Genomic DNA, 26,102 nt, shown 5'->3' with positions numbered 1-26,102 from the left:
TAATGGAAACGCAAACACAATTATATGAAAAACAATTTCACAATGCAAGAATTTTGTTGTAAAATATTTACATTGATGAAAATAAGACACTTACAATCCATGAAAGGTGATCATTATGAGCTCGCCAGTTCAATTATTAAAACAATCGTTTGATGAATTAAGCAGAACTAATAAAAAAATTGCAAAATATGTGATGGAGAATCCTCAAGCGGCCTCAGAAGCCAATATTGAAGATTTGGCAGAAGTGACTGAAACCTCAACCGCTTCGGTTTCTCGGTTAGTGAAGACACTGGGTTATGGCAATTTCCGTGAGTTTACTTTGGCGCTGGCCTACACGCAGTTACGGCCGCAGAACCTGCCGATTTTTAAAGATATCGATGCCAACGATTCTTTAGGAACGATCGCTGACAAGATTTTTAACAGCAGTCAGCGGGCAATTCAAGATACCCGGGCAGGAATTGATGAAGATGAATTTGCTCGGGCAGTCCTCAGAATTATTCATTGTCGTCGTCTGGGCTTATTTGGCCTTGGCGGCTCGTCAGTTGCGGCCCTGGACGGTTATCATAAGTTCTTGCGGACGTCGATTGACTGCTTCTATTATCCAGACTTTGACGTACAGTTGATGGAAGCTGTAAAATTGGGTGAAGAAGATTGCGCAATCGTGGTTTCCCACTCGGGCAAAAATCGCCAAACTTTAAAAGTTGCCGAAACCTTAAAGAAGCGAAAGGTGCCGGTTATCGGGATTACCAGCTATCCGGACTCACCGCTCGCACTGCATAGTGATATTACATTTATTTCGTCTAGTGATGAATCCAATTACCGTTCTGAAGGGATGTATTCACTGCTTGCCCAACTCGCAATTGTCGATACGTTGTTTATGATGGCAACGGTTCGGATGGGTCCGGCGACAGAAGATGCGATTCGCAACGTTCAAAATATTATTGAAAGTACCCGGACTTAATTTAACTGGATTTTTCGGGTAACTGAGATGACCTTTATATGAAGCGAAGAGACATTCAACCAATATATGCTGAAACTTACCAGCGCAGGAAACGCACACGCAGGGTAGTTTTCGGCATTTTTTTGTTAATCTTGATTGGCTTTTCGACCTTTTTGCTGTTGCGCTGGCACGAAAATCAGCAGCTGAAAAAATACCCAATTCATGGGGTGACCATCGATCAAAGTAATGGCTATATCGACTTTGAAAGTTTGAAAAGTAAAGGCATCAGTTTCGTCTATATAAAGGCCACTCAGGGAGCTGCCTTCACCGATGACAGTTTTCAGAGTAATTTCGAACGCAGCCAAGGTTCACAGTTACCGATTGGGGTCTACCATTATTTTAGTTTTACCAGTTCACCAACTGCCCAATTCAAAAACTTTGTCCGGCAAGTCAAGTACAATACCGGTAGTTTACCGATCTGTATTCAAATTCAGTATTACGGAACGTTTGATCAGTCAACAATTCATTGGCAGGCAGCCAGAAAAGAAGTCCGGCAGCTTTCGCAACTGTTAAGACAGTACTATAAACGGCCGGTGGTCATTTCGGCGACCCAACAAATCATCAAGAGCCTGCAGTTAAAGGCGAATGCTAAGACCCAATTCTGGTTGACTGACGGTAAGATTGGCCGGCCCAATGCCGATGCAACGTTTATTCAGGCAGACGATAAGGCCGGCTTTAAGCTTGACTCGCAACTGATCTTTTTGCCGATGTCGGTCTTTAACGGTAATCGCAGACAGTGGCGGGAATACATCAATTAAAGCGTATGGAGCAGGCCAAAACAAAAAGGCCTTACCACAGTAAGTCCTCACTCAATTTGACTGTTCAATTTCATTGGCCGATTGTAAATCATAGGTATAGTTTTCAGATTCATCGTAGAATTTGATTGGCCGGGCTTCATTCCCCCGAATTTCCAATTTATAACCAAATTTGTCAACGTACGACAATTCATATCTGGTTAATAATGAAACCTTGGCAGACATATCTTTTCCGTCAATGAGTAATTTTAGATCCGGGCCGATTTCAAGTCGATGGACTCGCTCCCGGTGGTCCTTAAACTGCCAGGTCCCAACGAAAAACATTGGGTCTGCAGGATCTGGCCGGTGTTTCGGTGTCCGTTTGGTATGGAACAGACTAATTAAAAACGACACCATAAAGATAAAAAAACTTCTTTTGCGCAAAAAATCATCCCCCTAGTCATAGTAGAAACCCAGTATAGTCGATAAATATAACAGAGAGTGTCTGATTTCGTTTTCATTGGGTTAAAACCTTGTTACAATTTAATTAAAGAAGGGCGGTTATCAAATTGATTAAATTAGGAATTATTGGAACCAACTGGATTACCCAGCAATTTATTGACGCAATTAAACTATCACGCAAATTCGACTTAACCAGTGTCTATTCACGACACGACCAAACGGCCAAAACTTTTGCGGCCAAAAACGGCGCCCAAGAAACCTTTACGGATCTGAATGCGTTCTTTACCAAGGGGCAGTTTGAGACGGTCTACATTGCCTCACCCAATAGCCTCCATTTTGAACAGGCCCAAATGGCCATTCAACACGGCAAAAATGTCATTGTTGAAAAGCCGGCCTTTAGTACTCAAAAACAAATGGCGAAGATTCAAGCTTTGTTGGACGAGAATCCACAAGTGCTCTATTTTGAAGCCGCCCGCAATATTCACACCGAAAATTTTCATGCGATCGAAAAAAAGCTCGGTCAACTTAAAACGGTTCAAGGCGCTGAATTCACGTATTCAAAATACTCTTCCAGGTATGATCTGGTGTTGGAGGGTGAAGAACCCAACGTCTTCTCACTCAAATATGCCGGCGGTGCTCTCCAGGATTTGGGCGTTTATACCGTTTATGATGCCGTTGCCTTGTTCGGGATGCCGGAAGAGGCTGCTTATTACTCACAGCTGATTCGGACCGGGGTTGACGGAAAAGGAACAGCAATTTTGCAGTATCCGGAGTATAATGTGACTTTAAACTTCTCAAAGATCACCAACTCAGATATGACATCGGAGATTTACGGCCTCAAAGACTTAATCGAAATCGATGATGCCGGAGAAATAAATGCAGTGATTTACATTGATGACGATCGCAACAAGCAGGTCATTGGCAACACCATTGATGAGAATCCAATGCTGCCAGAGGTTGAAGATTTTGCCAGAGTGATTAACGATCCAAAGAACCCGCAAAACAAACATGATTATGATTACTGGCGTCAACTCAGTGTGTACGTCAATAAATTAATTTATAATCTTAGACAGGATGCTCACATCTCATTTGTGGGCGAGAAAAAGTAATCGATTAGAAAATGGAGAACCATATTGATAGAAGAATTTAAAGAGCATGCTAAGCAACTAGGGTACAACCAACCGACTGCGATTCAACAAGCGGTTTATCAACCACTTAAAGATGGCCAAAGTGTTCTGGGGTTGGCACCAACCGGATCCGGGAAGACCGTTGCCTTTGCTTTACCGCTGTTGGAAAATATTCAACCCGAAGACGGGCTGTCGTTATTAGTCATCGAACCATCTGCCGAACTGGCTATGCAGACCCAAAAAGTTTTATTGGAATGGGGTAAGCTGATCGGCTTATCAGTTCAAGGGATTATCGGTGGTGCCAATATCAATCGTCAAGTTGATAAATTAAAACAGCACCCAAACGTGATTGTCGGAACGACCGGTCGAATCGTGAACTTAATCGATTTAGGCAAACTTAAATTGGATTCACTGAAGGCGATCGTGATAGACGAAGCCGACAACTTATTAAGTGAAGATACGCTTGCTTCCATCCGCTCCTTGGTGGATTTGGCTGACGACTCAGTGACACTGGGCTTTTTCTCCGCAACCCAAAACGACTTATTGGCGCATGTGAATCGCTGGTTTGTGCAAGATATTCAGACCTTTGATGTCTCTGACATTGACGATACCCGCGGGGAAGTCAAACATACCTTGCTGGAAGTTTCCAATCGGAAAAAGGCACAGATGTTACTGCGGTTCCTTCACATGAAGGACTTCAAGGCATTAGTGTTCTTTGACCAACTGGACACCCTGCAAAAAGTCGCTGGTTTCCTGTCTCATCGACACATTAAAGAGGCTGCTCAGTTGACCAGTGAACAGCGGCAAACTGCCAGACAAAAGGCGCTCCGGGATTTTCGCGACGGCAAAATTCGCTTATTATTGACCACCGACGTTGCTGCTCGGGGGATGGATATTGAAAAGCTGCCCGTCGTGGTCAATTTTGACTTGCCGTCCGATCCGAAAACTTATGTTCACCGGGTTGGCCGGACTGGCCGCATGCATCAAGACGGCATGGTGATCAATATGGGTGACGATCACGATTTGAGAGATTTAAAGAAGTTGGTTAAGCCTTACGGATATGAATTGAGCAACATTTACTTCGATGGTAATCAGTTGTCTGATACTCGACCTAAGCAGCCGGTTAATTTGGATGATGAACCCAAAACTTCAAAGACTGTATCGTCTCAAGATGTCAAGCGGAGCAGTGAGGCTAAAAAAACTGGCCGAAAGCCAATCCCCGCCAAACCGCACGGCAAAAAGAAGCACAAACACTCCAAACGCAAGGGGATGCACCATAAGCGCACGGAGGGATAATTTCTCTTTACAGCCTCTGAGATAAATGAGAAAATTGTAGTGCAGTTGTTTTGGCCCCATAGCACAACTGGATAGGGCACCCGCCTCCTAAGCGGTTGATCCCGGTTCGAGTCCGGGTGGGGTCATGGCGTATTCGATCGCTTTTACGAAATACGAACTAAAAATAAGAACGTCAATGATGAATGGATTTCGTTCATCGTTGACGTTCTTGTTTTATCGGATCAATTCAATTTGATTAGGCGTCACGTTGTTCAGCACGCGCGACAAGATCGGCTTTGATTTTTGGCTCCATCTTCTCATACTTGAGATAAAAGACCATAATGCCGGCGACAATCGCGTAGATGATAACCGGCAGCCAGATAAAATAAAAGTTAATCGCACCTGAAGCTGCTGGTGTCTGGGTCTTGTTGGCGACAAAGCCAGTCATATCCAAGATTTTGGATGGAATAAAGCTGCCAAAGCCTGATCCTAGCTGGATACAGAATGCGCTTCCCACAGCGGTTAAGAAGCCGGGTGCCCGCACACCGGTCTTCCACTCGCCAAAGTCGACCGTGTCTGCCAACATGGCAAATGGCATTGACATTGCCAGAGCCGATCCCAAAACGCCGATCGACCAAGAAACGATCACCAAGATGAAGTTGCCGCCAACCAGCGCCATCATTGTCTGGCCAACAGCACGAATTCCCAAGCCGATTAACATGGTTGCTGTTTTGTTGGCAATCTTAACAATAAACGGAATTGAAATGCTTGAGATGATCCCCAGAACTTGTAAACCACTGAATACCGCGGCAAGTTCGGCATTACCCAGATTGTATTTGGCATAGTAGGTCGAGAAACTATTCCGATCAGCTTGGGCGATCCAAAAGGTGGCAAAAGAAATCACTAGGAGGTACCAAGGGACGTTGCCGACAGTTGCCTTTAAACTTTGCTTGAACGGCAGTGATTTTTGGCTAACCGGGACCCGTTCACGCATGTTCTTGAATGCCGTGATCAGCAGGACAATTGCTGCGACGCCAAAGATGGCAATTGTCATCATGAAGCCGTGCTTGTCATTACCGTTGCCAAAGAATGCTACCAGCGGCAGGGTAAAGGTACTGTTCACGAATGACCCAATCAGACTGCCGACCATCCGGTAAGAGTTGGCGCCAATCCGTTCGTTGGGATCGAGGGTTAAATTTGGCAGGATTGCGGAAATCGTCGTTTGGATGCCGGTGTAAATCACTCCAGCCGCCAATACATAAGTAATCCCGGCATATAAGAGCTTGGGGACGCCTGAAATATTTGGTGCGGTAAATGCCAAAAAGGTGCTTAACGCAAAAGGGACGGCAAGCCACAAAAAGTATGGCCTGCTCTGCCCCCATTTAGTATGCGTGTGGTCAACGATTGATCCCCAAAAAATCGCACTGACCGCATCAACGATACAGGCAATCAAGATAATCATGCCCGCTGCTGAAACCGGAATGTCAAAAACATCCGTATAAAAATAAAGAATATAACTGGACATGCTGACGTAGAGCAAGTTTCCAGCCATATCGGTGAAAGAATAACTGACTTTCTCAAGCGTTGATAATTTTGAATTTGCCTGAGCAGCCTCTTTTCTGATATCCATCAAAAGCCTCCATTCGAATTGATTAACAAGTGATGCTTGTCACTTCAAATGTTTTTATTATATGCCAATCTCAGTGTCGTTCAAGGGCAATTCTAATATGACTAAATACTGATTGGCTAAAATATGCGACGTTAAAGCATTTGGAGCCAACACTAAATTGACGATCACTTTGGCGACCAACAATTATTTATCAAAAATTGAGGGGATTTATAATATTTAACAATTAATTTATCAGCTATTGTGAAATCGGTTTCACATGCCTATAATGATAATGATCCAAAAACTTTAGGAGGTTGACAATTTATGCGCAGAATTAAGTTCCGTTGGTTGATGTTGTTAGGCGTATTTGCGGTTCTGGGCTTGGTGATTACTGGCTGCGGTCAGAAAAAATCAGCAGATAAGGGTCCATTGACAGTTGCCACATCGGGGACGCTTTATCCAACATCATTTCATGATCAAAAGACTAACAAGCTAACCGGCTTTGATGTCGAAGTTGTTCGTGCAGTTGCCAAAAAGTTGATTTCAAAGAAATGAACGTTGATGGTCAGGAAACGGCTGTAAAGACGGGTAAGGCTGATATGGCAGCTAATGACTTCTCTGTTTCACCACAAAGACAGAAGGAATTCGCTTTATCAACGCCTTACAAGCACTCATTTAACAGTATTATTGTTCGAAAGAAGGGGGATTCAGGCATTCATTCCTGGGCCGACATTAAAGGCAAAAAAGCTGCCGGTGAAGCCGGAACCGATTATCAACGACTTGCCAAGCAGTTAGGCGCCAAGACCGTCAACTACAACAACGTTTCAAACGATGTGTATCTGCGAGACGTTGAAAGCGGCAAGACTGATCTGATTATGAATGACTACTATCTGCAGAAATTAGCATTGGCTGCCGTTCCCAACAATACTTTGAAGATCATGCCAAACATGTACTTTAGAACCAATGAAGATGGCAAAGGTGTTGGTATCTTGATGAAGAAGGGCAATACCAAGCTCCAAAAGCAGGTCAACAAAGCCCTCAAAGAGCTCAAGAAAGACGGTACTTTGAAGAAGCTGTCAGAGAAGTATTATCACGCTGACGTTACTAAACAGCCCCATGTCCACATTTCAAAGACCTTTACGATTAAGTAAGGGGCGGTGCTGTTGGATATTATTAAGTATTTATCAATTCCGGATTTTTTTAACGCACCATTAGCGTTTCGTTCAATTCCCAGAATTTTAGCGGGCTTTCCGATGTCGATTGGATTAACCGCGATCAGTTTTATTTTGTCATTAATACTGGGATTGTTCTTAACGCTGGCCCAATTAAGTCACCACAAATTGTTGCACTATCCCGCGCGGGCATTTATTTCCTTTATGCGCGGAGTGCCGATGCTGGTCTTGCTGTTCATTATTTACTTTGGCTTTCGAGCCGATGCATTGCCGGCCGCGGTGATTGCTTTTACGATCAACTGTAGTGCCTTTGTGTCCGAGGTGTATCGTTCATCGTTTAGTGCGGTTGATCACGGTCAGTGGGAGGCAGCTTACTCGCTGGGCTTACCATACCGAAAAGTCATTTCCAAGATTGTTTTCCCACAAGCTTTTCGAATTGCGATTCCGGCGTTGGGAAATATTTTGCTGGATCTGTTCAAAGGGACTTCGCTGGCGGCGATGATTACAGTCAGTGAAATGTTTATGGACGCTCAGATTGTTGCCGGTGCCAATCAGGATTACATGACCATTTACATCACGATTGCAGTGGTTTATTGGTTCTTCTGCTGGCTGATGACGATTGGTCAAACCCAGTTGGAACGGGAGTTGGCTCGATAACTGTGATACAAAAAATTGGTTCAAAAAAAGGTCGAAACACAGATTAATTGTGTTTCGACCTTTTTCATATCGTTTTTACATGAGATAGTTGGCAACCACAACCAAAATTACAACCATCACTGCGGCGATTGCCAACAGCTTGAAGCCGTCCGCTTTGGTGTAATAGCCTTCGGGAAATTCTTGTCGCTGCTGTCTGAGCGTTTGTCTGTTAATTTTTGGCAACTGATTCACCGTCCTTGCTTGGGCTGATCTTTGTGATTAAAGACCAATAATTTTGACCAGAAATAATTAATCGCAATTACGACAATGTTTTCAGTAATTTTAACTAATATTTGATTTTGATGCATGAGCGTGATACCAATCCAAAGCATTACAAATTCTAATAACAATGTCGCGATTCTGCCACCAAAAAAGGAAACCATTTCGAAAAAATCGCTTTTCAAGGATTTTGAAGGAGAATGGAAAACATAAGCTTTATTGGTGAGGTATGAAAATAAAACGCTGAGAAACCACGCAATTGATGCGTTGATAATGTAATTCCAACTGGTGAATAGGTGGAGCGCAGCAAAGACAGCGACATTAACCACGGTTGTTGCAACACCCCAAAAAGCGTATGCAATGAGTTCTTCGTATTTATCATATAGCTTCTTCAATCGATCAATCATATTAACGTTTCTCCGCAATTACAAATTTAGGACGATGTTTGGTTTCCAGATAAATTTTACCGACATAAGTTCCCAAAATTCCTAAACTAAACAGTTGAACACCACTTAGGAACAGGATAATCGAGACCATTGATGCCCAACCATTGACGGATCCGCCAAAGAACAGGGCCCGAATGACAACGAAGAACAGGCCGATAATGGACAAGAAGAAGGTCAGGATGCCGACAAAAGTCGCTAATTTTAACGGCACATCCGAAAAGTCGACGATCGCTTCCATCGAGTATTCAAATAACTGGAAAATCGACCAGGAAGTCTCCCCGGCAGCCCGAGGAACCCCTTCGTACTCAAGGTATTTGGTTTTGAAACCAACCCAAGAGAAAAGCCCCTTGCTAAAGCGATTGTATTCGGGCAGCTTTAAGATGGCGTCAACGTACTTGCGGCTCATTAAGCGGTAGTCACGGACGTTTTGTTTCATCTGGACCTTTGACATTCTGTTGATGATCTTGTAGAAACTTGCTGAAAGAAACGCTCTGATGGGATTCTGTTTCCGGCTGGTTTGGACACAGCCGACGACGTCATAATCTTGTTTAGGATCTTCCAAAATATCGACCATTTGCAGCAATAATTCCGGTGGATCCTGCAGGTCGACATCCATCACAGCGACATAATCGCCATGGGCGTTGGCTAAGCCGGCAGCAAATGCCGACTCTTTACCGAAGTTTCTTGAAAATGAAATGTAATGGACTTCGTCTGGGTGCTGTGAATGAAGCCGCCGCATCACGTCCAGCGTTTTATCTGCCGAACCGTCGTTGATGAACAGATAGTCAGGGTGGTAGTGCTCTTCATGGGACGCGTTTAATTTATCGAATACTTTTTCTGTCGTGTTGTAGAAAAGTTCAACCGTTGGCTCCTCATTATAACAAGGAACAATTAGACTGATCGTTTTCAAAATATTTCCTCCAGTACGTTTGTTAATGACTTTGCTTTTGCCAATTTTTATTGGTAAGCTGGAATCCGTTTGGAGCAGCAGACCAAATCAGTGGCCGAAGTGGGAATCCCACCTCGCTATGTAAAAATGAACATCTACCAGATTATACCATATCATATTTTTTACAAAATTAAGTAGCTGTTAAGTTTCTTGCCATTTTTGATATAATTAACCACATAAAAGGAGAATTAATTGATGAAACCAATAAAAGTAATGACCATCTTTGGCACCCGGCCAGAGGCAATCAAGATGGCCCCGATTATCCTACTGATGCAGCAGCATTTAGACGAATTCCAACCCATTACGGTTGTGTCCGCACAACACCGAGAGATGCTCGATCAGGTGCTGGATGTATTTCATATCACGCCGGACTATGATTTAAACATTATGAAACAGGGCCAGTCCTTGAGCGACATTACCACCCGGGTCATTACCGAACTGGATCCGATTATTGAAAAGGCCCAGCCTGATATTATCTTGGTCCATGGCGATACCACCACGACCTTCTCTGCCAGTATCAGTGCCTTTTATCACCAAATTAAAATTGGCCACGTGGAGGCCGGGCTGCGTACTTGGAACAAGCTCTCACCGTATCCTGAAGAAATGAACCGGCAATTGACCGATGTGTTGGCAGACTTATATTTTGCACCCACGTCATTAAGTCGGGATAATTTACTTAAAGAAAATCATCCGGATCAAAATATTTTTGTCACCGGCAATACTGCCATCGATGCCCTCAAGCAGACGGTGACCGAAAACTACCAACATTCTGTGTTTGATGAACTGAAGGAAAACTCGAAGATGATTCTCTTAACCATGCATCGCAGGGAAAACCAGGGTGAACCGATGCGCCGAACGTTTGAAGCCATTAAAGAAGTCTTGGCGAACCATCCAGACGTCGAAGTGGTTTATCCGGTTCACCTAAGCCCAGCGGTACAAAAAGTGGCTCATGAAGTCTTTGACGGCGTCAAGGCAGTTCATTTGATTGAACCGTTGGATGTTTTGGACTTCCATAACATGTCCGCTCGGAGTTACTTTATTATGACCGATTCCGGTGGTGTGCAGGAAGAAGCCCCGTCGCTTAAGAAACCGGTGTTGGTCCTTCGAGACACCACGGAACGACCCGAGGGTATTCAGGCTGGGACCTTGCGGTTGGTTGGAACCGATCCCAAAGTTGTTAAGTCAGAGATGGAGCGCCTGCTTGACGATCCCAAAGAATACCAGAAAATGGCTGAAGCCAAGAACCCATACGGGGATGGTCATGCCGCCGAACGAATCCTAAAAGCGATCCGAGACCAGTTCAACTAATAATTGCGGGAAGTCGATGCCTGATGAAACGATTATACGAAGCCGTTAAAAACTTTATCGAAATCATTATTAAACGCTATTCATCCGGAGACGTTTCCGATTCTGCCGCTGTGTTAGCGTTCTATACGTTGCTGTCGATTTTTCCAATTTTCTTCATTGTCGGCAGTATTTTGAACTTATTTCATATTCATATCACCGAAGTTGAAGTCTATCTGCGACCGCTGTTTCCTGATCGAATCTATTCCATGCTGGAACCGATCATCAATTCGACCTTGCAAAGTGGGGGTGCCAGCCAATTATCAGTTGGTTTAATTGTGACCATTTGGTCAGCCAGCCGGGCGATTGCGGCTTTTCAGCGCAGTATCAATAAAACGTACGGCGTTGCTGCCGACCAAACAGCGATCTCAAATCGGCTGATTTCCTTCGTTTGGATGCTGGTGTTGGTTCTCGCACTGGTTGTCTTGATGATGGTTTTTGCGTTTGGTCAGATGTTTTTTCAATGGTTAACGCCGATTTTGAACGTCCCGGGATGGATATTGAACCTGATCAGTACCGTTAAATGGCCAGGAACAATTGCCGTTTCCTGGCTGCTGTTAAGTCTGCTGTTTTATTTTGTCCCGACTGCCAAAGTTAAATTCCGCTATGTCTGGGTCGGTGCTTTGATCGCCACCTTGGGGTTGATGCTGTTGGCCCAAGCCTTCACCGTTTATCTGAAATTCTTCTCTCAGAGAATCGATGCTTATAAGACAATCGGAACTTTCATTGTCTTAATGTTCTGGCTGGACTTCTCCGGGGTCATCATGCTGTTTGGCGGGGTGGTCAATGCCACGATTCAAGAAATTCGCCAGGGCAAAATTCAGGAGCAGGAAGACGCCATTGAAAATGTTTGGAAACGGGCCCGCAAGATCAGGAAACATAAATGAAGGTGGGCAGGTAATCTTGACAACCAAAAAGGAGAGAGTGGGACTAAAGGCGTTTTGATCCCAGAATTTAAGCGCACAGATCGGTTATTCCTGGTTTTGGAATGATTGATCTGTGCTCTTAAATGGCCGGGATCAGCCGATTGCCATGTAGGCTAGGCAAGCATGCTGGCCGTCGTCGCACGTTGTTGATAAATAATATGGGATCACAAGAAATAGAGGCCGAGGCAAAAGCGTATACTTTTGTCTCAGCCTCCCCCATTGATGATTCAACCGACTGGTTATTGATTGACTTTGGCAACCAGTTCGGCGGTAAACTGATCCAACTTTTCGATATCTTTTTGGTCGGGTTCCAAATTAATCTTGACACTCTCTGCGCCTTTGGTAGCCCCAGTCTTTTCAAACGCCTCTTCGAATTTATCAACCGATGTGTTGTAAAATTCCTCATAAAAAACGTCCCCTGAACCTGCGACCCCAAAGATCTTACCCTTTAGATCGAGGTCGGAGAGATCATCGTAAAAGTCCATTCCTTCTTCGGGCAAAGCCCCCTCATCATAGGTGTAAGGGCAGACAACACAAATATCGACGTTTTCAAAAACGGACGGGTCAGTTTGAGAAATTTCGGTTTCTTCGACTTGAACATCCGCATCTTCCAATGCTTCAGTCACGATGTCGGCAATATCTTCATTGTTGCCGGTAATTGTTGCGTAAACTACATGAGCAGTAATCATATTTTTCATCCTCTATCTTAAATTGTTCTCAGTATACCAAATCAAAATGACAAAGTGAATTTCAATCACGCAGAAAAGAAAGGACGCTTATGGCAAAAACAATTACTAAAATTGAAGCCCAGAAACGTAAAGGCCGCTTCAACGTCTATGTGGACGGTCAATACGCCTTTCCAATCAGTGAAGAAGTCTTCATCAAATATCGGGTTTTCAAGGGAATGGAACTGGACGATCAATTAATCGAAACCCTGAAAAATGCCGATAACATTTCCAAACTTCACAGCCGGGCGCTGAATTATCTCGCTCACAACCTGCGAACCGAGTACGAAGTCAGACAAAAGCTCGCTGAGCTGACTGAAGACGAGGACGCCATCGATCAAGTCATTGATATCCTGGCTGATCAAACCTTAATTGACGATCAACGATACGCAGACAGCTTTGTTCGGACGGTGGTCCGTGAACGCAAAAATGGCCCGGATTGGATTCGGCGTCATTTGAAAGACAAACACGTTGCTTCCGACCAGGCAGAAAATTCGCTGAACCAATATTATCCGGCTCAAGAGGTCATTGAAATTGGCGGTGAAGTTGCCGAAAAACAGTTGAAACGCTATCGCCGCGATTCTGCCAAAATGGCCATCAACAAGACCAAGGAGCTTTTGATGCGTCGGGGGTTCCCTTATGGTGATATTGAGGAGATTATGAATCAAGTCGATACTTCCGACATGGCAACAAAGGATCAAGCGGTTATTGATCAAGTCGCAGAAAAGTATTGGCGCCAGTATCGCAAACTTCAGCCCTATGAACGCAATCAAAAAGTAAAACAGGCACTTTTCCGGAAAGGCTTTTTGATGGATGACATCACAATTGCCCTGGCGAAGCTGACTGAATAAAATAATTTCGAAAATAATGCCCACTCTGATATAATGAAAAATGGATTGGGAACAATCGATGCTTTTAGGTTAGTCAGAAAGTGGGTACCATACATGCCACGACTTCAAAAATTACCTGGAGAAGGTCAGTTTATTGCGATTCAAAGCTACAAGCATGATGGTAGCCTGCATCGCGTTTGGCGGGATACGATGGTACTAAAGACGAGTGAGAATTCGTTGATTGGATGTAACAACCATACCCTGGTGACTGAGGACGATGGTCGCCATTGGGTCACTCGAGAACCGGCGCTGGTCTATTTTCATAAGCATTACTGGTTCAACGTGGTGGCAATGATTCGAGATGATGGGATTGCTTACTATTGCAATCTGGCATCACCTTATGTTTTGGATAAAGAAGCTTTAAAATATATTGATTATGATTTGGACGTCAAAGTCTTTCCAGACGGCCGGCGCAAATTACTGGATGCCGATGAATATTTGGCCTTCAGTAAGCGTTGGAATTATGGCCCAGAGATTGATCACATCTTAAAACGCAATGTCCGCATTCTCGTTGATTGGATTGAAAATGAGAAGGGACCCTTTTCCAAAGAATTTATCGCCATTTGGTACGAACGCTATTTGGAACTGGCTCGTCAAAATAAATAATCAACTCTTCAGGGATGGGCTGCCGCAAAATGAGGATTTTGCCGACAGCCTTTTATTGTGGTTCTACAATATCTGTTGTTGGTAATAGATTTTTATCTATTACTGATGACAGATTTTTTGTTTATCATTAGAATAAAAAAGCGGACATCTCCCGTCCGTTAACTTGCTCCCACCACAGAATTAAGTCAAGAAAGGAAATGCCCTATGTCAAATGATACTACGAAAATGTTGTTAGGAATAGATGATGAACACTTAATAATTGAGGAAGGACAAGTGGGTGATGATGGAGTGATTCGATTGGTGGGGTCCCTAAACTACACCCCCAAGGCATGCCGCAATTGTGGGATTATCAATGATCACCAAATTATTGGCTATGGTTGGCGGAAGACCACCATTAGATTCGCAAAAACATTGGGCAGCACCGTTATCCTGTGTCTCAATCGGCGAAACTTTCACTGTAAGGCTTGTCATACCAATTTCCTGGCGCAGACGAATGCGGTGCCGAAACACTGCACGATTTCAAATACGACCCGCAAACAATGCTTAGAAAAACTGACCGAACCGGTTTCGCTCAAACACATTGCCGATGAGTTATCCACTTCGGATTCATTCGTTGGTCGGCAGCTCTTGCGCGCTGAACGGGACTTTCAAACCAACTGGCACTATTTACCAAAAGTTCTCCTCATGGACGAAGTTAAAAGCACTAAGAGCGCCACCGACGCGATGAGCTTTGAATTTATGGACGCGGAAACCCACGAATTGATCGACCTGTTACCCTTTAGGACCATCTATCAGCTTCAAAAGTATTTCCAGCATTACGACCAGGCTGCGCGAGAAAATGTGAAAATTATCGTCACCGATATGAACTATACCTATCCCAAATTGGTGGGGCAGATCTTTCCGAACGCCATCGTTGTCATCGATCCGTTCCACTTGGTTAACGCTTTAAATCGAGCTTTTAATAAGACGCGGGTGCGCCTCATGAAAACCCTGGCGACTTCCTCACGCGAGTATCACGCCCTAAAACGCTATTGGAAACTATTATTAACGCCGGAAAATCACCTCAACTACGAAGCTTTCCGTAAGTGGACAAACTTCCCTTATCCAGCGACTGCCACTGATGTGGTTGATGCTTTATTGGACATTGATCCCGAGCTCAAGCAAACTTACAACGTGATGAATCGGTTACGTGAAACCATCAAAAACCGTGATTGGCCCAACTATAATCAAGTATTCCATCACTTAGAGGGCTGCTCGGAAGAGATGTTGGCAACCCTCCAGACCCTAGCGACTCATCATGATGAAATTGGCAATACCTTTACTCACCATTACACCAACGGGCCCTTAGAAGGTTCAAACAACAAGATTAAAGTCATTAAACGCACTGGATTTGGTTACCGAAACTTCTTCAGATTCCGGCTAAGAGTGCTGTTCGCTTTTCGAGTTCATACAAAAAGAGCTCTAATCACCAAGTGATTAGAACTCCAATATTTTGTTCACCAACAACAGTTGACGAAGAACCTTTATTGTGGCCGTTTTTCGCTGGCCAAGAATGATTTCCTGGTGAATAAAAATCTCCAAAGCCCCATCATTTCCTTTTACGATGTATGGTACAATTACCGTTATAAGCAATTATCATGATCTGTTATGACTATTCAAATAATCAAGGTAAGGAGTCATTCGATGTTCGAACGATTAAAAAATTCCCCACTGATGTTTTGGTCACTAGAAATATTGATTGTGGTCGCCATCATCTGGATCTCTACGAAGATTAACTTTGTCTTTTCGCCAATTGCCATCTTCTTTTCCACGGTCTTTATTCCCATCTTGTTGGCGGGGATTTTATTTTACATGCTCAATCCAATTGTCAATTTGATTACCAAAATCAAATTCGGGAAGCACCAAATCACCAGAACCTGGGCAACCACGTTGGTGTTCTTACTCTTGTTGGGATTGGTTGCGTTAGCCGCAACCGTCTTTATTCCCAAAATTTTAAACCAGTTGATTACGTTGGCCAATCAGATTCCTGACGCTGCCAGCCAGGGTCAGAAGTTGGTCGATAAACTGTTTAAGGACATGAACTCTCAGCAGATGCTCAAGAAGATTGATTTTACGACCTTGACGAATAAGTTGTCGGCAAATGTCAATAAATATGCTGAAACGATTTTTAATGGCGTAACCAACGGCTTGGGGGGCATTATTTCTGCTGCCGCCAATGCGGTTATTATCGCCGTAACTGTGCCGGTGGTCCTGTTTTACATGCTTAAGGACGGCTATCGATTAGCCCCAACGATTAAGAAATTCCTGCCTGAACGTCACCGTGAACAGACCATGGATTTACTGGGCAAAATGAGCCACACCATTTCCAAATACATTTCCGGTCAGATGATTGAATGTTTGTTTGTCGGTACTTTCACGGCCATTGGCTATGTCATCATTGGCACGCCGTACGCCTTATTGTTAGGTGTGATTGCCGGGATCTGCAACATCATTCCTTACTTGGGCCCTTATATCGGAATTGCCCCGGCACTGATCGTTTCGTTTTCACACGGTGGCTTGTGGTCCGTGGTTTATAACATCATCGTGGTCCTCATTGTGCAACAAATCGACGGTAACCTGGTCTATCCAAACGTGATTGGAAAATCCCTGGAAATCCATCCACTGACGATCATCATCATCTTGCTGGCTGCTGGAAACATTGCCGGTCTGATGGGGATGATTCTGGCTGTTCCACTTTACGCAGTGGTCAAAGTAGTGGTTGTGCACATGTATAATATTTATCAACTGGAATAACACAAAAGCGTTAATAATCTTTAATAAATATTGACGTTGTCGGTGATTATGCTACTATTTAAGATGTGTTTATTTTAGTTCACATTCAGAGTAATGATTAAGTAGGAGATTCTATGAAAAAAGTAATTACGTATGGAACGTTTGATTTGCTGCATAAAGGCCACGTTCGTCTGCTCAAGCGGGCAAAGGCGTTGGGTGACCACCTGACAGTGTGCTTGTCATCAGATGAGTTTAACGCTGAGAAGGGCAAGAAAGCATACACGTCATACGAAGACCGCAAATACATTCTTGAAGCCATCAAATACGTTGATGAAGTGATTCCAGAAACCAACTGGGATCAAAAAATTCACGACGTCCAGGACCGAGACATTGATGTCTTCGTGATGGGTGATGACTGGAAAGGGAAGTTTGACTTCTTAAAGGATTATTGCGAAGTCGTATACCTCCCAAGAACGGAAGGTATTTCAACCACCAAGATCAAAGAAGATTTAGGCTTAACGGATACCGAGGATTGGAAAGCTTAACATCTGAGATTCTGGTTATCCCGGCACTTGGCCAATCTGGACGGGCTTTCCCGCCACGGACATTCCAAACCAATACCCACAATCAAATGTGTAGCACACAAGATTCAAATGAGGCTGAGGACAAGACTACATGTTTTGTTCCAGCCTCGTTTTTATTCAGGAGGAGAATCATGGGACGAGCAATTTTTTTGGCAACAACGATTCAAGGAATTCGCAAAGCGACATTTCGACGACAGCTGTTAGCGTTAATTAATAATCAGTATCAGGTGGTTGTCTTGTTGGCAATGACCGATTTTGATGAAATCTGGCAGGCAAAGCGTGAATTTTCCAAGATTGACCTACCGAAGGGAACTCCTAGCGTGCGCTTAATTTCACTGGCAGATATTTACGCAGAACATGACGGTGTGAGTCTAAAGGCCGCCGATTTCATGGATCCGGATCTGTCTGGATTACAGACCTTTAAGGCGCACCAGGGCAAATTGCCGGTGACCAGATACATTGACGCTGACGGAAACATCGTCGCTGAAACTTTATTTACCGAAGACAACACCCGGATACATACCCTTTACTTTGACAAAAGCAGCCGGATCAGCCAAATCAACAGTTACGATGATGCTGATCGATTATTTGGGATTGAAAAATATGTTGATGATGCACTGACTGAAAGCTTGCTGCTGAATGCTAAAGGTGAACTGGTTTACCGATTTACCAACTACGTGAAGGACCAAAAGGTGAGTTATAACGTCACCCCAAGTTCAACGATTGCTGCCCCTCAGGAATTAAGCGAGATTCAAGATGACAAGTCTAATTCAAAGGACGAAATGCTGACAGCCTACGAAGGCCAAGGCAAGTCGACCTTCACCAAAGCATTATCATACAGCGATTACCATCGCTACGACGATATTAATGCCTTTTATCATCAAGTCTTGTTAAACATGAATATTGAAGACGCCCGGACATACATCGATATCGACAACATTGTCGATGCATCCAAGTACCTGCCAGGCAAACGAATCTTTAATTATTAAGGGGAAATTAAATTGCGAGCGATATTATCAGGTGTCCATCAAAAGAAGGGCAAACAAGTCCTTGAATTTGAATTATTAGACGTTGCGGTGTCATTAGATACTGCTTACGTTTTATTTGTCGAAAAAAATAGCTTGGCCTCGATCATGAAGCCGATCAGCAAAGTGCTGTCCCACAATATTATCCGGGTCAACATCGATGCCCAAGACTTCCATTTCCAATCAGAGGATCAAACTGAATTTGAATGGCAGATTTTTCTCATCAATAACAACTTGACCAACAAAAATGTGATTCAAGTTGAAAGTGAATATTTAAGTGATCGTCATCAACTTGAATTAACCAGTTATTACCAATTCAACAGCGATGCCCAGGGAATGGCGTTGTTTAACATTCGGACTCACCAATCCGATGAAGAATTCATGATCAATTCGGTCAACTTAACCGATGAAAACTTGGAAATTACCGGTTATAACAAGATCAACGGGACGTTAATCAAAAATCAACGCATCATCCTGAAAAACCACACGACCGAGGGCACACTGGAATACCCAGTGACCAAAAAGCTGTTTGAAGGGATGTTTACGGTTGCCATTCCGTTAACCGACATTCCCCAAAATTCAGTTGGTGAACTTTTCATCGAATACGAGTTGAACGGCAAATCTATCAAGCAGCGATTAATTATCTCCAAGTCATTAGCCGGCCAATCAACCGATATTCAACTGGCTGGTAATCGTGAGATCACTTTGGAAAAACGATATGATAATGGCATCCTGGTCAAGGAATTTGCTGGTGCCTCTCTGCTCGAGAAGGTGGGTGCAGCTGGCGGCAAGGCCGGCACCATTATTGATGTCATTAAGATGATTCAAGACAAACTGAACCTGGTTAGAATGCGGTTCCTGTTCAAGTCGGGCCATTCACCATACGATAACACCACGATTATTTTTGAAAGCTTTGGCGGCCGTCAGGTTAGTGACAGTCCGTACGCCATTTATAAGGTCTTCAAAACGTTGTATCCTGGTATTAATATGATTTGGTCCATTGATCGTTCTCAGAAGAAGTTTTGTAAGGAAAATCAGATTGCCTACGTGATTAGGCGAACCAACAAGTGGGTTCGGGTCTTGGAAAAATCCCAATTTTGGATCAGTAATGCCCGCTTCCCAACTTGGGTTAAGAAGCCTAACTATGTGACCTATATTCAGACCTGGCATGGGACACCGCTTAAAAAGCTGGGCCTGGATATCGAAAACGTTTCAATGCCTGGGACTACCACCGTTAAATATCACAAGAACTTTGTCAGAGAAGCCAATCGTTGGGATGCCTTGGTTTCACCAAACGACTACTCAACGCAGATTTTCCGTTCGGCATTTGGCTTCAATAACCAAATCTTAAAGATTGGGTATCCGCGAAACGATGAATTAATCAATACTCAACCGGAAGATATCGATGCTATCAAAGAGCAGTTAGGAATTCCGCTGGATAAAAAGGTGGTTATGTACGCCCCCACGTATCGGGACAATCAATTTGCCGAGAAAGGTAAGTATACCTTCGAGTTGCCGTTTGATTTGGATGACTTCCGGAAGTCGTTTGGCGATGACACGGTCTTAATTCTGCGGATGCATTATTTGATTTCCAACGCTTTGGATATTTCCGATTATTCAGACTTCGTTTACGATTATTCGAATTATCCAAACATCAGTGACTTGTATTTGGTATCCGACCTATTGATCACCGATTACTCGTCAGTCTTCTTTGACTATGCCTACCTGAAGCGGCCAATTTTGTTCTACCCTTACGATTACCATTTGTACAAGGAGGAACTACGTGGGTTCTATCTCAACTATGAGAAGGATCTGCCTGGCAAAATTGCTGAAAACTCCAAGCAGCTGTTAGCCGAAATCAACCATGCTTTGGCGCATCCTGATATGTCAGCCAATGAGAAGTTTATGAACTTCTATAACCGCTTCTGTGCGATTAACGATGGCTTGAGTTCATTGAAAGTGGTTAACTACGTCATGCATCAAATTGAAAGTGGTATGTAATTTCACATCACAGAGGGGATGGAACAAAGCTGATGTTTTGTTTCCATCCTCTTTGTTTTGGATTGCAGCCAATGAAATTAAGGCGGGTTCTAGGAGAGTCGACGAAAACGTGTTAAAATTAATTAGTTATTGACTCGCCTGAAAGGAAGTAAACATGAATACCCAACAATTAGAAAAGGAAGACAGTACCCGGCGGACATTTGCGATCATTTCCCACCCCGATGCCGGGAAGACAACCATCACGGAGCAGCTGCTGCTCTTTGGTGGCGTCGTTCGCTCAGCTGGAACGGTAAAAGCCCGAAAGACCGGTAATTTTGCCAAATCCGACTGGATGGAAATTGAACAGAAGCGGGGGATTTCCGTTACCAGTTCCGTGATGCAGTTTGATTACGGTGGCAAACGAATTAATATTTTGGATACCCCGGGCCATGAGGATTTTTCCGAAGATACTTATCGGACACTGATGGCGGTGGACTCTGCCGTGATGGTGATTGATTCCGCCAAAGGGATTGAACCGCAGACTAAGAAGTTATTTCAAATCTGTAAGATGCGGGGCATTCCAATTTTCACCTTTATGAATAAACTCGATCGTGATGGTCGGGAACCAATGGATCTGGTTGACGAATTAGAGAATGTGTTAGGCATTGAAGCCTACCCGATGAATTGGCCAATTGGCATGGGCAAGACCTTGACTGGAATTTTTGATCGCTATAACCATCACGTTGAACTTTATAATCACGAAAAAAACAACCAGTCTTCAGAAATTGTTGATTTGGACGATAATAATGATCCGGTGAACAACGATCAACTCGCTCAAGACGAACAGTTTGAAGACGCCAAAGACGCCATTGAACTCTTGGATATGGCTGGTAATCAATTCGACGAGGGTAAAATTGCGACTGGTGATATGACTCCGGTATTCTTTGGGTCAGCCTTGGTCAACTTTGGTGTCAAGACGTTCTTTGACGCTTATTTGAAATACGCACCGGCGCCAAGTGCCCACAAGACTGAAGAAGGCGACTTAATCAAGCCGGATGACGATACTTTCTCTGGTTTTGTCTTCAAGATTCAAGCGAACATGAACCCGAATCATCGGGACCGGATCGCGTTTGTCCGGGTTTGCTCCGGTGAGTTTGAGAAGGGGATGGACGTTAACCTTTATCGGACACAGAAGAAACTGCGATTATCCAATGTGACCGAGTTCATGGCTAATACCAGAGAGAACGTCCAGACGGCGGTTGCCGGAGATATTATCGGATTATATGATACTGGTAATTTCCAGATTGGTGACACGATTTATACTGGTAAGAAAAAAGTCGAGTTTGAAAAGCTGCCCCAGTTTACTCCGGAACTATTTGTCCGAGTTTCTGCCAAAAACGTCATGAAACAAAAATCATTCCATAAAGGAATCGACCAACTGGTCCAAGAAGGGGCGGTACAGCTTTACCAATCCTATACCACCAATGACTATATTCTCGGGGCAGTCGGTCAACTGCAGTTTGAAGTTTTCCAATTCAGAATGAAGAACGAATACAATTCTGAGGTTAATATGGATCCAATGGGCCATAAGATTGCCCGCTGGATTGATCCTGATCAACTTGACGAAAAGATGTCGTCCTCCAGAAACTTATTGGTAAAGGATCGCGCCGGCAATCCCTTATTCTTATTTGAGAATGAATTTGCCCTTCGCTGGTTCAAGGATAAGTACCCTGATGTTACATTAACCGCCAAACTATAATTTAACTTTGAAAGAAGAGATATGATGGTTTCCAAACATTTGTCCGCATGCACCACAGTTCTTGTCGGTAAAAAAGCTTCCATCGATGGCTCAACGATGATTGCCAGAAATGATGATACATTTTTGCCGCTAACACCCCAACGTTTCTATGTTGAACCCGCCAATGATCACCAAACCGGTGAGTGGGCTTCCAACCAAAATGGTTTTAAGGCACCACTGCCCAAGCAGGCTTATCGTTACTCATTGACGCCCAACGTTGAAGTTGATAAGGAAGGTGTCTACGCCGAAAGTGGCTTTAACGAAAAGAACGTTGCCATGAGTGCCACTGAAAGTGTCTACGGGAATGAACGGGCGCTGGCTTTTGATCCATTGGTCAAAGACGGCTTAGCCGAGGACTCGTTGCAGTCAATGGTTTTGCCTTACATTGATTCTGCCAGAGACGGTGTTCAATATCTTGGTAAATTAATCAAGCAGTATGGATCACCCGAGGGTAATGGGGTTTTGTTTAGCGATAACAATGAAGTCTGGTACATGGAAATTGTTACCGGTCATCACTGGGTTGCTCAACGAATTCCTGATGACGCCTATGCGATTGCCGCCAATCAAGTTGCTATCCAACAGGTGAAATTTGATGATCCAGACAACTTCATGTATTCAGACGGCATCCAAGAATTTGTCGAGAAGTATCATTTGAACACTGACAAGCAGGGATTTAACTTCCGTCACATCTTTGGAACAGATAACGAAAAGGACCGTCATTACAATACGCCTCGGGTTTGGTTCGGCCAGAAATACCTGAATCCGGAAATTGAGCAGTCACCAACTTCCTCAAATTTGCCGTTCATCTGTCATACGGACCATAAAATTAGTGTCGAAGATGTTGAGTACATTTTGAGCTCTCATTACAACGAAACGCCCTATGATCCGTTTAGTAAAGGCCATGAGGACACTAAGACGCTGTTTCGGCCAATTTCAATGAATCGGACCCAAAATTCACATGTTTTGCAGATTCGTAATGATCTCAAAAATAACAGTAATGCAATTATGTGGCTGTGCTTTGGGGTACCGGCATTTTCACCATATGTGCCATTCTTTGCTAATGCAACGGATACCGATGATACTTATGCCAACACGCCGGTCCATTGCGATGATGTCAGCGCCTATTGGATGTACCGCAAGTTATCGATGTTAGTGGAATCCCATTATTCTGAATTTATTCAAGATGATGTCGACTTCTTAACTGACATGAAGGAACAACTGCGGCGCCACGTCCAAAGCGCGATTGATGAAAGTCAGGCACTGAAGGGTGAAGAATTGACCAGCTACTTGACCGAGCAAAATCATGAAGTTGTCAAAATGATGCGAATTGCCACTGAGCATTTCAATCACCAATTGATTGAAAAGGGACTGACACTGTCCAAGTTGACGTTTAATATGGATAAAAATCTTTAGAGACAAGACCAAGCTGATTAGCTTCGGAGCATGTTTCGACCAACGAGGGAACAATTTCACTCTTTTGGTCTCGTGAAGAAGAACTGGCCGGTGAACATATTTGTTCACCGGCTTTTTTGTCCAATATGTTAGGTCGTGGTTGATAAAGCGAAGCGCTAGATACAACGTGTTTATATAAAAAAGGCAAACTTTGAGATTGCGGTTTGCGTTGGACAACCCGCCGCACGAGGTGTCACATTGACTTTTCATTGAGCATTTTGGTGACAATATACGTTAACGTGACAGAAATCGTCCCAACATTCAGGTATACTTTTGGATGAGGAGTTGAGGAAATGGACATTGGTAATAAAATTCGGGCTTATCGAGAAGTCCGTGGTTTTTCTCAAGAAGAATTAGCATCTAAAATATATGTTTCCAGGCAGACAATTTCAAATTGGGAAACCGGCAAACAGTATCCGGATATTCAAAATGTTTTACTACTAAGTGTTTTATTTGGCGTTTCTGTAGATGAACTCATTAAGGGGGATTTGGAAGCGATGAAAGCTAAATTATCTGATAAGAAAGTCAATGCGGCAATGTCAGCTTATACATGGGTGATGCTAATCGCAGCTGCTTTGGGGGCGATGTCAATCGGTTTAGTTATTTACTTTGAGCAATCGACGTTGATTATTTTGGTGCCGATCATCTGTTTTGCGGTCATGTTCATTAGCGCATCTCAAGTGGAGCGAATAAAGAAACGCAAAAACCTGAGAACTTATGCTGAAATTGTGGCCTTCACGGATGGCCAAGATGTTGAGGAGCAACGGCAAAAGCGGGATCCGGCAAAGAATCGGTTGGAAAAATTAATGATTGTTGGTGGATTTGCGGTTGTCGTTTGCATGATTGCGCTAGTATCGGTTTTCATATTTGCCATTTTTAAGTAGCCGTCAGCTTTGATTACCGCTCTTATATTGACAAAAACTTGCGGCCCCGGCCAGCGTGCTTGCCAAGCCTACCTGGCAAACGGCTGATCCCGGTCATTTAAACAAAAAATCGAGTCATTCCCAAAACAGGAATAACTCGATTTTTACTTAAAGTCTGGGATCAAATCCCCTTCTATCCCAATCTGATTATATTAAGAATCAATTCTAACATATTCACTAAAGATGACTGACTGATCGGCCAGCTCGTACCAAATCAGGCCCTGATCATCGATAATTCGGGCTTTAATTGAAACCCGTTGTCCGTCTGCCACTGTTCCAGTATTGGTGCCATACGGTTTATCAAAGACTGCAATTGGCCTGCCAGCCACGAAATCAACTGTTCCAAACAGCATGACCGGATTCCTGGAAGTTTTCGTAATCGGTGGAACGAGATGATTGGTCGGCGGGTCACTGGGTTCAAGGTCGGCATTTTTTATCCATTCAAAACCGCCAATATTTAGCCAGCTTTGATTGTCCGTCGTTTCGATGCGGGCAAAAATCTTGGTGATAACATTGGCCGGCAATCCGGTTTGTAACGCATGGCCATTTGGTTGGTCCAAGACAGCGTGTCGCTTTTTCAGACGGACATAATACTCAACTGGTTGGACAGTTTGCCAATGGGTTCGTCGATAATAAAAAATCATTCCATGGGTGCGGTCGTCAAAGTGGCCGTGAGTGGGACCGACATCATTGATGACGCGGTAGCCGGGGATATCCGCAGCTGAAACGTCATAAGGCTCACCCAGTTTACCGGAGTGGATTGTGACGTGATGCAACGTTTCACCGGTATCAATGTCCAAATAATAGGCTAGGACCGGTAACCCTTGTTTGAGGGCATATCGGAATGTGACTTCTTGATCGGTATCGGCAAAATAAGTCGAAAAGTTATCAATTGAGACCAGGTAATATTGTTTAAAGCTGGGAAGTTGAAGGGAAAAGCGCTCACCATCGTTACCAATTAAAATGTCAGGCTTTTTGATTGGATCGTTATTTTCATCGAGATAAAAGAAGGTCACTTGAGACTTGATTTGAATGGTCTCCTCGGCTTGAGAAGGTGCAGGGGAGGAGTCGTTGACCAGCCCATCCGCTTGGTCTTCAACCGCGTCTTGATTGGAAGAAGTACCCACTTCTGGCATTTGGGCACTATTATCCGGGTCGACTTGTGCAGACTGCCAACGCTTTCGTTGGTGATAGTCCCGGCGACGGCCCCGACGATTTGATTGCCGATGGGATCGTGGCGACACAAATATATTTAATTGTTGTTTGACCCAATCCATGAACTTCATTTAATAAGCTCTCCGATCTACAATCTTCTAATAAAAATTATAGCATAATCAGCATTGGCACCACCGAATTTAAGGATTATTTTAACGATTCGACCCAGAAAA

24 protein-coding genes, 1 tRNA gene and 1 pseudogene are annotated in these 26,102 nt (G+C 43.8%); 19 read left to right on the top strand and 7 right to left on the bottom strand.

All coding sequences use genetic code 11. The features are described from left to right. Positions 1-115 precede the first annotated feature (115 nt). Together KE627_RS02355 and KE627_RS02350 are read left to right on the top strand one after the other, a co-directional pair. Positions 116-961: a MurR/RpiR family transcriptional regulator gene (locus KE627_RS02355; RefSeq protein ID WP_013728434.1), complete on the top strand. Its 846-nt coding sequence runs from the start codon at positions 116-118 to the stop codon at positions 959-961. A 38-nt stretch (positions 962-999) separates the two neighbouring features. Then, the gene (locus KE627_RS02350; protein ID WP_211772863.1) at positions 1,000-1,758 is read left to right on the top strand and encodes a GH25 family lysozyme; all 759 of its coding nucleotides are present in this window, start codon (positions 1,000-1,002) and stop codon (positions 1,756-1,758) included. Positions 1,759-1,809: 51 nt separating this feature from the next. On the opposite strand, the gene KE627_RS02345 is transcribed toward KE627_RS02350, so the two are convergent. Beyond that, positions 1,810-2,178: a DUF4828 domain-containing protein gene (locus KE627_RS02345; protein WP_013728432.1), complete on the bottom strand. Its 369-nt coding sequence runs from the start codon at positions 2,176-2,178 to the stop codon at positions 1,810-1,812. A gap of 125 nt (positions 2,179-2,303) precedes the next feature. Here KE627_RS02345 and KE627_RS02340 point away from each other — a divergent pair, with 125 nt between their 5' ends. The 3 genes from KE627_RS02340 to KE627_RS02330 all read left to right on the top strand — a co-directional run bounded on the left by KE627_RS02340 (position 2,304) and on the right by KE627_RS02330 (position 4,744). Then, entirely contained in the window at positions 2,304-3,305 is a 1,002-nt protein-coding gene (locus KE627_RS02340) for a Gfo/Idh/MocA family protein (protein WP_056939206.1), read from the top strand. Positions 3,306-3,329: 24 nt separating this feature from the next. Beyond that, positions 3,330-4,619 carry a DEAD/DEAH box helicase gene (locus KE627_RS02335; protein ID WP_013728430.1) on the top strand — a complete coding sequence of 430 codons (1,290 nt, stop codon included), beginning with the start codon at positions 3,330-3,332 and terminating at the stop codon, positions 4,617-4,619. Positions 4,620-4,671: 52 nt separating this feature from the next. Continuing rightward, a tRNA-Arg gene (locus tag KE627_RS02330) sits at positions 4,672-4,744 on the top strand. A 110-nt stretch (positions 4,745-4,854) separates the two neighbouring features. Here KE627_RS02330 and KE627_RS02325 read toward each other — a convergent pair. Further along, entirely contained in the window at positions 4,855-6,228 is a 1,374-nt protein-coding gene (locus KE627_RS02325) for a glycoside-pentoside-hexuronide (GPH):cation symporter (protein WP_056939207.1), read from the bottom strand. Between the two features lie 303 nt (positions 6,229-6,531). Here KE627_RS02325 and KE627_RS02320 point away from each other — a divergent pair. Then, positions 6,532-7,358, top strand: a pseudogene (locus KE627_RS02320) (transporter substrate-binding domain-containing protein). Positions 7,359-7,370: 12 nt separating this feature from the next. Continuing rightward, positions 7,371-8,036, top strand: a complete 666-nt coding sequence (locus KE627_RS02315; RefSeq protein ID WP_013728427.1) for an amino acid ABC transporter permease — start codon at positions 7,371-7,373, stop codon at positions 8,034-8,036. Between the two features lie 75 nt (positions 8,037-8,111). Here KE627_RS02315 and KE627_RS02310 read toward each other — a convergent pair whose 3' ends face one another. The 3 genes from KE627_RS02310 to KE627_RS02300 are packed head-to-tail and all read right to left on the bottom strand — an operon-like array spanning position 8,112 to position 9,650. Then, a complete protein-coding gene (locus KE627_RS02310; protein WP_169302119.1) occupies positions 8,112-8,258 on the bottom strand; it encodes a hypothetical protein in 147 nt (48 codons plus the stop codon). Positions 8,259-8,263: 5 nt separating this feature from the next. Further along, positions 8,264-8,701 (bottom strand): GtrA family protein, encoded by a 438-nt coding sequence (locus tag KE627_RS02305; protein WP_013728426.1) that lies wholly within the window; start codon positions 8,699-8,701, stop codon positions 8,264-8,266. A gap of 1 nt (position 8,702) precedes the next feature. Further along, a complete protein-coding gene (locus tag KE627_RS02300; protein WP_013728425.1) occupies positions 8,703-9,650 on the bottom strand; it encodes a glycosyltransferase family 2 protein in 948 nt (315 codons plus the stop codon). A gap of 234 nt (positions 9,651-9,884) precedes the next feature. Here KE627_RS02300 and wecB point away from each other — a divergent pair, with 234 nt between their 5' ends. Beyond that, the gene (wecB, locus tag KE627_RS02295) at positions 9,885-10,997 is read left to right on the top strand and encodes a non-hydrolyzing UDP-N-acetylglucosamine 2-epimerase (RefSeq protein ID WP_013728424.1); all 1,113 of its coding nucleotides are present in this window, start codon (positions 9,885-9,887) and stop codon (positions 10,995-10,997) included. A 23-nt stretch (positions 10,998-11,020) separates the two neighbouring features. Beyond that, positions 11,021-11,920: a YihY/virulence factor BrkB family protein gene (locus KE627_RS02290; RefSeq protein ID WP_013728423.1), complete on the top strand. Its 900-nt coding sequence runs from the start codon at positions 11,021-11,023 to the stop codon at positions 11,918-11,920. 278 nt (positions 11,921-12,198) lie between these two features. Here KE627_RS02290 and KE627_RS02285 read toward each other — a convergent pair whose 3' ends face one another. After that, complete coding sequence (locus KE627_RS02285) at positions 12,199-12,648, bottom strand: flavodoxin (RefSeq protein ID WP_013728422.1); 450 nt, start codon at positions 12,646-12,648, stop codon at positions 12,199-12,201. Positions 12,649-12,737: 89 nt separating this feature from the next. On the opposite strand from KE627_RS02285, the gene recX reads away from it, so the two are divergent. The 10 genes from recX (at position 12,738) to KE627_RS02235 (ending at position 24,675) form a co-directional block, all read left to right on the top strand. Beyond that, positions 12,738-13,535: a recombination regulator RecX gene (gene recX / locus KE627_RS02280; protein WP_013728421.1), complete on the top strand. Its 798-nt coding sequence runs from the start codon at positions 12,738-12,740 to the stop codon at positions 13,533-13,535. 93 nt (positions 13,536-13,628) lie between these two features. After that, positions 13,629-14,180 carry a nucleoside tri-diphosphate phosphatase gene (gene ntdP / locus KE627_RS02275; RefSeq protein ID WP_014940287.1) on the top strand — a complete coding sequence of 184 codons (552 nt, stop codon included), beginning with the start codon at positions 13,629-13,631 and terminating at the stop codon, positions 14,178-14,180. Positions 14,181-14,384: 204 nt separating this feature from the next. Beyond that, positions 14,385-15,656 carry an ISL3 family transposase gene (locus tag KE627_RS02270; protein ID WP_035181568.1) on the top strand — a complete coding sequence of 424 codons (1,272 nt, stop codon included), beginning with the start codon at positions 14,385-14,387 and terminating at the stop codon, positions 15,654-15,656. A 207-nt stretch (positions 15,657-15,863) separates the two neighbouring features. Then, positions 15,864-16,973 carry an AI-2E family transporter gene (locus KE627_RS02265; protein WP_013728419.1) on the top strand — a complete coding sequence of 370 codons (1,110 nt, stop codon included), beginning with the start codon at positions 15,864-15,866 and terminating at the stop codon, positions 16,971-16,973. 113 nt (positions 16,974-17,086) lie between these two features. Then, on the top strand, positions 17,087-17,497 hold the full coding sequence (gene tagD / locus KE627_RS02260; protein WP_013728418.1) for a glycerol-3-phosphate cytidylyltransferase: 411 nt from the start codon (positions 17,087-17,089) through the stop codon (positions 17,495-17,497). A gap of 170 nt (positions 17,498-17,667) precedes the next feature. Next, complete coding sequence (locus KE627_RS02255; protein ID WP_013728417.1) at positions 17,668-18,525, top strand: hypothetical protein; 858 nt, start codon at positions 17,668-17,670, stop codon at positions 18,523-18,525. Positions 18,526-18,537: 12 nt separating this feature from the next. Next, entirely contained in the window at positions 18,538-20,562 is a 2,025-nt protein-coding gene (locus tag KE627_RS02250; protein ID WP_056939277.1) for a CDP-glycerol glycerophosphotransferase family protein, read from the top strand. Between the two features lie 154 nt (positions 20,563-20,716). After that, positions 20,717-22,300, top strand: a complete 1,584-nt coding sequence (locus KE627_RS02245) for a peptide chain release factor 3 (protein WP_013728415.1) — start codon at positions 20,717-20,719, stop codon at positions 22,298-22,300. Positions 22,301-22,321: 21 nt separating this feature from the next. Continuing rightward, complete coding sequence (locus KE627_RS02240; RefSeq protein ID WP_056939276.1) at positions 22,322-23,752, top strand: C69 family dipeptidase; 1,431 nt, start codon at positions 22,322-22,324, stop codon at positions 23,750-23,752. A gap of 332 nt (positions 23,753-24,084) precedes the next feature. Further along, positions 24,085-24,675 (top strand): helix-turn-helix domain-containing protein, encoded by a 591-nt coding sequence (locus KE627_RS02235; protein ID WP_056939275.1) that lies wholly within the window; start codon positions 24,085-24,087, stop codon positions 24,673-24,675. Between the two features lie 191 nt (positions 24,676-24,866). Here the strand turns inward: KE627_RS02235 and KE627_RS02230 are convergent, their stop codons facing one another. Beyond that, the gene (locus KE627_RS02230; protein WP_056939274.1) at positions 24,867-26,000 is read right to left on the bottom strand and encodes a MucBP domain-containing protein; all 1,134 of its coding nucleotides are present in this window, start codon (positions 25,998-26,000) and stop codon (positions 24,867-24,869) included. Between the last annotated feature and the right edge of the window lie 102 nt (positions 26,001-26,102).

The organism is Lentilactobacillus buchneri (assembly GCF_018314255.1).
In the GTDB taxonomy this organism is placed as follows: domain Bacteria; phylum Bacillota; class Bacilli; order Lactobacillales; family Lactobacillaceae; genus Lentilactobacillus; species Lentilactobacillus buchneri.
The sequence above is the reverse complement of the archived record's forward strand: the minus strand, read 5'-3'. Positions and strand labels throughout refer to the sequence as shown.